We start from the raw sequence: 5,589 nt of genomic DNA on the forward strand, positions 1-5,589 counted from the left end.
GCCTCCAGCGTGGCCCGGTCCAGCCGCTGCGCCAGCGCCTGCCGGCACAGCAGCACAAAGCCGTGATAGCGGCCGCGCACGGTGCGCACCACCAGTTCCGCCTGATTTTTGGGCAGGATGAAGTCGTTGACCAGCGCGCAACACAGTATGCCCAACGAGATTTCGGACACCCGCGTCACCGCCAGGCCGAAGATGGCTAGCGGGTGGTTCAACGCCGGCAGGCCGATGATGCAGGCGGTGTAGCCGGACAGCACGAAGGCGTAGGAGCGCGAATCGCGGTACAGCGTGGCGCCGCTGGTGCACACGCCCACCCACAGCGCCATGCTGATCAGCATCAGCACCGGCTGGCCGTCGAACAGCCCGGCCAGCGCCAGCGCGGCCACGCTGCCGACGGCTGTGCCCAATATCCGGTACACGCTCTTTTCCAGCACCGCGCCGCTGCGCGGCATGGCGACGATGAACACCGAAATCATCGCCGAACTGGGAGAATCGAAACCCAGGCGGAAGGCTATCCACAGCGCGGCGAAGGCGGCCAGCAGGGTCTTGAGCACAAAGCTCCAGTTCTCGCCCTCGCTGGACAGCCAGTCGGCGGCGATGCGCCGGCCGGCCGCGGCCAGGCCGCCGCTCATCGGCGCGCTTCCTGCGGCGCCGGCGTTTGCGCGCCTCCGCCCAAAGCGCTCATCAAGGCCGCGTAGCTGTCCAGTCGCTCCCCGTGGATGCGCGCCAGTTGCTGCCGCGCGTCCAGCAGCGACAGCCTGGCCGACAGCACGCCGTCCTGCTCGGACAGGCCGGCGCGGTAGCCCTGCTGCGCCAGCTTCAGCGCGCGCTCCGCGCTGGCGCGGGCCTGCTCGGCCTGCTTCTGCTGCTCGGCCAGCGAGCGCGAGCGGACCACGGCGGCGGCGATCTCGTTCAGCGCATGCACCACGCTGGCGTTATAGCCGGCCACTGCCGCGTCGTAAGCCGCGGACTGGGCGCCAAGCTGGCTGCGCAGACGGCCGCCCTCGAAAATGGGCAGCGTGATGGCCGGACCGACGCCGCGTATCGCGGTGGACGAGGATGGGAAGTTGTCGAAGCCTATGGCCTGGAAGCCGATGAAGGCGGACAAATTGATATTGGGGTAGAAGGCGGCGCGGGCGGCGTCTATCTTCTTCGCTTCCGCCTCCGCCTGCCAGCGCCGGGCCGCCACGTCCGGCCGGCGGCCGATCAGTTCGGCCGGCAAGGCGGACGGCAGCGTCGCCTCGCCGTCGCTCAGCTTCAGCAGCGGCCGCGTCAGCTTGTCGCCGGAGCCCGGTCCCTTGCCGGCCAGCGCGGCCAGCTGCTTGCCCAGCAGCGAGATGTTTTCATCCACCTGTTCAAGCTGATTGCGCAGCGCGGGCAGCCGCGATTCCTGCAGCACCACCTCGGCCTCGGTGCCCAAGCCGGCCGCCTTGCGCTTCTTCGCCAGCAGCAGGAAGCGCTCGCGCTGGGCCAGGCTGTCCCCCAGCAAGTCCTTCACCTCGTATTGCACCGCCAGCCGCGCGTAATCGCGGACGATGGCGGCAGCCAGGTTCAGCCGCGCCAGCTGCGCCTCTGCCGCCAGCATCTCGGCTTGGTCCAGCGCGGCGGCCAGCGTGGCGCGCTGACGGCCCCACAGGTCCAGATCGTAGCCGGCGTTCAGGCTGGCGTGGTTGTACCAGGAATAATTGCCGGCCTCGGGCGGCGGGATGAAATCTTGCTCGGAATAACGCTGGCGGGTCAGCGACAATTCGCCCGCCGCTTGCGGCCGGGTGGCCGCCTCGGCGACCCCGGCCAGCGCCCGGGCCTGAGCCAGCCTGGCCTCGGCCGCCTGCAGATTGGGATTGCCGGCCAGCGCGGCGGACATCAGCCCATCCAGCTGCGCGTCGCGCAGCTCGCGCCACCAGTCCCCGCGCGGCCAGCCTGCCTTGTCCGCCGCGGCGGCGATCGCCGCGCCGCCCTCCAGGCTATTGGGGTCCAACAGCTTGGCGCGCGCGCCGCTGTCGCCGGGGCTGGCGCAGCCGGCCAGCGTCGCCGCCAGCAGGCAAGCCGCCGCCGTGTAGAAGCTATGCATCGTTCGCATGGGAAACCATTCATAAAGCAAATGGCCGCCATTGGCGGCCAAGGCGAATCGAAATCGTTCCTCATTCTAGCATCGGCGGATGACGTCAGGCTTTCAGATTGTCCTCAGTCGAAGCGCAAGGTATAGCGCGACTCCGCCGACAGCGCATTGCCCGCGCGCAGAATCACCGACCAGCCCTTAGACAACTGGTAGGCCATTTTCACCGCCTGGTCGGCGCTGCTGATGCCGTACTCGTAGCCGAGGTAGAGCTCGCGCGTCAGCTGGCGGCCCACCGTCACCACCTGCTCCGCCGGGCTGACCGTGCCGTTGGACAAGGTCTTTTCCTGGCGGCTGGACACGCCCAGATCGTCGAACAACCCGATGTGGTCGTTCAGCGAGCCGGCCAGCATCATGCCGGCCGAGGCGGCCAGATCGTTGTTGTCGCGATCGCCGCTGGCGGCGCGGCCCAGCACCAGCCAGGCCAGCTTGTCCTTGTCGGTCATCGGATCGTCCGCGATCAGCCTCACCTTGGGCGAAGCGACCGAACCGGTGACTTCCACGCCGGCGCCCACCGGCGACAACCGGCGCTTGGCCTGCACATTGAGCAGCGGGTTATCCAGCGGGCCATTGAAGGTAATCGCGCCGAAGCTGATGTCCAGATCCTGGCCATAGGCCTTGTAGCGGCCCTTCTCCACCTTGACCTGGCCCTTGGCCGCCGGCGCCTCGCCCGGATTGGCGCTGACATGCACCAGGCCGGACAGCTCCACGTCCAGGCCCTGGCCGGTGAAACGGAAGCGCTCGCCCAGGTCCAGGTCCAGCGCCACGGTCAACGGCATGCTGGCGAAGGCAGACGGCTCCGGCGGCGCGCGGCCCACCACCACCACGTCCGGCCCAAGGTCCGGCGCGCCGAGCTTGGGCAGGCCGACGCGGCCCTGATCGGCGCGGATGCGGCCGCTCAGCGACAGCTTGCCGCCGACGAAAGCGAGCTCGCTCTGGCCGGACACCACCAGGCGGCGGTTGGGCTTGTCGAATACGCTGAAGCGCTGCAGCGTCACCTTGACGCGGGCGTCCGGCTGCGAGTCGCTGAGGTCCAGCGATCCGCTGGCGCTGACTTCGCCCTTGCCGCCGCCGAAACGCAGTTGCTGCATGATGAGCTTGCGGCCGTCTATGCGCGCCGCCAGGCTGCCATCCACCAGCGCGATGCCGGTTTTATGGTCTTCCAGCTTCAATTGCTCGCCGCGGATCTGGCCCTGCGCCTGAGGCGAGGCCAACGGGCCGTTGAGCGTCAGGTCCGCGCTCACACGGCCGCCCAGCTCCAGGCCAGGCCCAGCCAGCTCAGCCAAGGCGGACAAAGCCGGCAGGTTGGCGCGCACCGCGCCGGACACAGGCGTCTGGCCGTCTATGCGGCCGCCGTTCCATGGCAGGCTGCCCTGGCCCTGGAGCTGGGCGAAGCGGCTGTCCAGGTTCACATTGAAAGCCACCATGCGGCCGTCCAGGCTGAGGTCCAGCTTAGCGGTCTTCAGGCCCAGCGCGGCGCGGCGGTTCTTGTCCAACGGCAGTTGCACGTCGCCGCCGCTGCGCCACAGCGCGAGCTGGCCATGGCCGCCCGGCGCCAGGCCCCAATCGGCGTCGAACTGCAAGTCCTGCTCCACCGGCAGCTTCAGCAACGGTCCGAGTTCGGACACCTTGATGCCGCGCGCGGCGCCGTGGCCGGCCAGCCCGCCATCGGCCTGGCGGCTGAAGTCCGTCAGATTCAGGCTGCCGCCCAGCAGCGCGAGCTTGGTCGCGCCGAGCTTGACCTGGCCGTCCGCACCCAGCGCCAGGGAGGCCGGCGCCAGCAGGCTCAGGCCCGGCTTGCCGGACAACTCCAGCTTCTGCAGGCTGCCCTGCCAGTTGTTGTTCTGGCCCAGTCCGCCGGCAGCGGCCAACTGCAGCCCGTAGGACAGCTGCTCCAGCTGGAAGCGGCCATCCAATTGCAGGCTGTGGCGGGCGCGGGTGCCGGCGGCGCGCGCATGCAACTGCTCCGCCCGCATTTCCCCGGCTTGCAAGGCGGCCACGTCCAGGCTCAATTGGAAGGGGCTGGCCTGGTCGGCCTTGATATTGCCGGCGAAGCGCAGCGTTTGCAGCGACACCCCACCTGGCAGCTTCAGCTTGTCTGCCTGCAGCTTGGCATCCAGCAGCGGCGCCTTGGGCACGCCGGCCAGTTCGCCTAGGCCTTGCACGGTGCCGGCGAAGCCCGGCCCCAGCAACGATAGATTCGGCGCGTTGACGGCCAGCTTCAGCTTGTCGCCGGCCGCGCCGTAGCTGCCGCTGGCCTGCAGCCGGTTGTCGGCCAGCTTCAGGTCCAGCAGCAGCTGCTTCAGCCGCTGCTGGCCGAACAGCAGATTGGCGCTGCCGGCCAGCGCCGCGCCGGACAACTTGCTGGGCGCGAACTGCAGCTTGGCGCCCACCTCCAGCGGCTCGGCCAATTGGCCGGCCATCTTCAACGTGGCGTTCAAATCGCCCTTGGGCAGGCTGGGCAGCACGCGCGCCGGGTCAGCGCGGCTGAGCTTGCCGTTCAGCTCGAACAGCTGGCGGCCGGACAGGCCTAGCTTGCCGTTGAGGCTGAACGCGCCGCCATCGGCGCCCAGCTCCAGTTTCTTCAGCAACAGCGCCGGCTGCTTGCCGCCGCTGATCTCCGCCAGCGCGTCCGCGCGCAGCAGCTTGCCTTTGAGCAAGGCGGCGACGCGCGGCTCAGCCGGCGAGCCCTCCACCGTGACGCGGCCGCTGATCGCGTCGTCCGGCGCGTCGGCGTGCAGCTGGCGCAAGGCCAGCTTGTCCAGGTCCAGCGCCAGCTTGAGCTGGCTGGACTTCACCTCGCCGGACAGGGCCAGCTTGCCGCCGGCCAGCTCGGCGCGGCTGTTGTACAGCTCCAGCGCCTGCTCGTCGGCGCGGAATTCGCCAACCAGCAGCGACAGCGGCAGCTTGTGCGAGGACAGCGCGCCTGGCTCGGCGTTGACCAGGGTCAGGCCGCCCTTGATGCGCTGGCCGGCATCGGGCTCGGCGAACACGGCGAAGCTGAGCCGCGCCTTGGGCCAGGCGGGCAGGATGGCTTGCGGATTGATGTTGCCGACGCGCGCGTCCAGCCGCGCCAGCCGGTTGAAGGGGTTGGCGTCGAATGGCCGCAACGCGCCGGCCAAGTCCACGCTGAGGCCCTTGCCGTCCAGCTCGCCCTTGAAGGCCGGCTGCAGCAGATTGCCGGACAAGTCCAGCCTGGCCTGCACCGCGGCCTGCTCCAGCTGGCCGCTGGCGCGCAACTCTCCGGACAGCGCGAACGGGCTGGCCGCGGCCAGCGTCAGCCCGGCGCGCGCCTCGCCCCACGGCGTTTCCAGCTGCCGCAGCTGCAAGCGGTGGCGGACGCCGTCGTAATCATAGCCGGCGCGCAGCCGGTACAGGCTGACATGGGCCGGCTCCAGCGTCAGGCTGGCCAGCGACAGCTCGCCCACGCTGACGGGCAAGGGCAGCGCCAGCGTGCGCGGCGCCTCCGGCGGCGT

The 5,589-nt window shown here is 69.8% G+C and carries 3 protein-coding genes; all 3 read right to left on the bottom strand.

All coding sequences use genetic code 11. The features are described from left to right. On the bottom strand, positions 1-629 hold a 629-nt coding region (locus C2I19_RS20420), incomplete at its 3' end, for an FUSC family protein (RefSeq protein ID WP_199181308.1). Continuing rightward, entirely contained in the window at positions 626-2,077 is a 1,452-nt protein-coding gene (locus C2I19_RS20425) for an efflux transporter outer membrane subunit (protein ID WP_103904430.1), read from the bottom strand. The genes C2I19_RS20420 and C2I19_RS20425, both read right to left, overlap by 4 nt. A gap of 104 nt (positions 2,078-2,181) precedes the next feature. Beyond that, a partial coding sequence (locus C2I19_RS20430; protein WP_103904429.1) for a translocation/assembly module TamB domain-containing protein occupies positions 2,182-5,589 on the bottom strand: 3,408 nt, incomplete at its 5' end.

Origin of the sequence: Chromobacterium alticapitis, from assembly GCF_002924365.1 — a bacterium.
Taxonomy (GTDB): Bacteria; Pseudomonadota; Gammaproteobacteria; order Burkholderiales; family Chromobacteriaceae; genus Chromobacterium; species Chromobacterium alticapitis.

Excerpts from the sequence above, each read along its gene's own strand:
- C2I19_RS20425 (WP_103904430.1), bottom strand. The coding sequence starts at position 2,077 with ATGCGAACGATGCATAGCTTCTACACGGCGGCGGCTTGCCTGCTGGCG.